The organism is Streptomyces sp. NPDC037288 (assembly GCF_055603265.1).
The window spans coordinates 40845-43494 of sequence record NZ_JBVJVY010000051.1 but is presented as its reverse complement, the minus strand read 5'-3'; the positions used below and the strand labels follow the sequence as shown (position 1 = coordinate 43494).

Genomic DNA, 2650 nt, shown 5'->3' with positions numbered 1-2650 from the left:
GCACCATCGCCCGGATCAAGACCTGGCGGATCCTCCGCAAGGCCAGACTCAGCCCGAACGCACTCACGTCAACCACAAAGGCCATCCTCACCCTGAAGGCTCACCATTGAAAAGGCTCTATGCACGGCTTTCCTGCCACTGGGTTGTGGGTGTGTGGAGCTGGTGGTGGTGAAGTGTCTCTGGTCGGCATGCATGGTGCCGCACCGGACAGGGAGCGAGCGCTGCGCAGGCCGGGATCACCTGGTGCCCTGCGCAAAGGAGGTGCTGGAGTGGTCTGGCGTGTCGGTCCTTGAGCTGACAGCGATCCCCGCTGCGACCTTCAGTACTGGATCACCGAGTACCCCATGAGTCTGCTCGCCCGTCTCAAGGTCTCCAAGGAGCGCCCGCGTACCCATAATGGGCACCGCAGCGGCTCGCCCCCGGTGGCGGACGGTCCGTTGCAGCCTGAGTACGGCTGCTGAAGCGGTACACCGTGCAGGAGCGTCGGCAGGAGAGCGGTAGCAGCCCAGAGCCCCGCCACGCAGATGGAAGGCGGGCGGGACGATCCTAGGCGCTGATCGGCGCAGCGCGGCCAGCTCAGGACCCTGCGCATGCAGGCGTCACAGTGTGTCAGTGATTGCTGATACGCCTGCAACGTCAGCGGGATTGGTCCCGCTCAGGGGCGATGAGGGGAGCGCGTCTCCAAGGCTACGCACCAGACCGGAGAGCTGGGTTGTGTCCTGCCGGGCGCGTGAGGGCGACGGCGAGACGCGGGGCCGAGACGGTGCCTTCGGCGCGCGGAGGAGTGCTTTCAGCAAGGGCTGCTTAGGACCCCACGGTTCGGGAGAGATGACCGGAAGTCGGACGGGTGGCATGTTGGCCACGGAGGTGTTGGTGATGACCTGGCGCGGCTGCGGGGAGGCGGTCGCCCGCAGGGAGGGGAGGGGCGCTGGCCGCTGCGCTGTCTTGTGCGACGTGCTCAACTTGCCTGCGGCCTGGGAGGAGATCTTCTTGCCGACCTGGTGGACGCCCTTGCGAAGGGCGGCAACCATTGCCTTGGCTGGTGATGCGGGCCGTGTCGATTGGACGCCGTGGAGACCGGTCAGATCGGCAAGGCCAGTGTCGCCCCCACGCGCTTCCGCGCTCATCGATGGATGTTCGAAGCCATAGGCGGAGTTCCACGCCAGGACATCGCGGAGATACTTCTCCGAGTGGTTATAACTGAGGACAGCATGGTTCAGCTGCAGGGGGTCGTTGAGATCACGATTATGGGCGCACAGATAGGAAGCCGCCGAGGTGCTGGCGTCGAAGATATTGCTCGGGTCAGCGGCGACGGTCGGCCGCGTTGTAATGCCCCAGCGCTTCCACGTCGGGGGGACGAATTGCATGGGGCCCACTGCTCGGTCCCACGCAGTGTTGCCATCGACTCTGCCTTGATCGGAATCACGCAGCGCGGCGAAGGGGGCACCGTCGAGCACCGGCCCAAAGATGGGTGACGCCGTGAAGCCGTCGCCGGTCAGCGCGCCTCCCCGTGCGTGATTGGACTCGACCTTTCCGATGGCAGCGAGCAGCGTCCACGACAGGTGGCAGCCCGGTGTCCGCTTCGACTGCTCGTAAGCGGCGCGGCGGTAGGCCATCAGGGCCAGAGCAGGGATGTCTTCCTGATCGGCGTCCATAGGGTACGTGGCCGAAACGACATCCGCTTCTTGTGTTTTATGTTTTTCGCTCTTGTAGTGGGAATGTTTCTTGAGGATCGGCAGGGGTGTATTGGTTGCCGTGTCCGACGGAGCAGGGGCAGGCAGGCTTTGCCGTGTCTGTACCGAGGGAGGGTATGCCGCAGCACTCGTCTTGGGTGGCGAGAATGACGACAACGACGTGGTGACGGCCCCCGCAGCGCAGGCCACAACCGTTCCCATGATGATGACTTGCCGGGCTCGACGGCTGTGTTCTTTTGCGGCATGTGACTCTTGGCGCTCACCAGAGGATGAACTGACGTCAGACATGGCAATCTCTCCACTCGTACAGCATTTCTCGGCTGTCCGCTATCACGTGCTTTCCTCGCTGTTTTGCCTAGAGGGTGGCAGTCGGTGGATATGACTCGAAGAAGGCGGCGTGACGCGAATTCTCACTCTGTCGGACCGCCCTGAACCCTTAGCTAGGAGTATTATCCAACACCCCCCATCGCGCAGCACCGTTATGCCAGCCGCAGCTCGAACACGCTGCGGATTTCAATGTTTTCCGTTCGTTGCACAACCGCCGCACAGACGCGTCATGTTCGAGCTGATGGGACGTCTGTCTTTTAAACGGCGTCGCCCCGAACGGCTTCCGCTCGACGGCGGCGGTGTCGTAGACAGCGGGACATCAAGAGGGAGAATCGACCATGTACGGAGGCATCGGCGGGGGCTTGGGCGGCGTCGTCGGGGGAGGTGGCGCGATGGCAGGGACCGGTGTGGGGCAGACAAGCATGCTCATCCTGACGGCAGTTGGATTGATCGTCGTCGGCGCCTTGTTATTGCGGTCCCAGTCGCTGAAGCACCGCCGGAACAAGCGCCAGTGAACGGCAGTGGGGGGGGGGGGGGGGGGGGGGGGGGGGGGGGGGGGGGGGGGGGCGGGGGGGGGGGGGGGAGGGGGGGGGGGGGTGGGGGGCGGGGGGTTTTTTGTGTTTTTGGGG

Annotated in this window: 1 protein-coding gene; it reads right to left on the bottom strand. The window is 64.5% G+C overall.

Features of this window, described 5'->3' with window-relative positions:
* Positions 1–599: 599 nt before the first annotated feature.
* On the bottom strand, positions 600–1982 hold the full coding sequence (locus ACZ7GZ_RS36405) for a lytic transglycosylase domain-containing protein (RefSeq protein WP_471031084.1): 1383 nt from the start codon (positions 1980–1982) through the stop codon (positions 600–602).
* Positions 1983–2650: the final 668 nt, after the last annotated feature.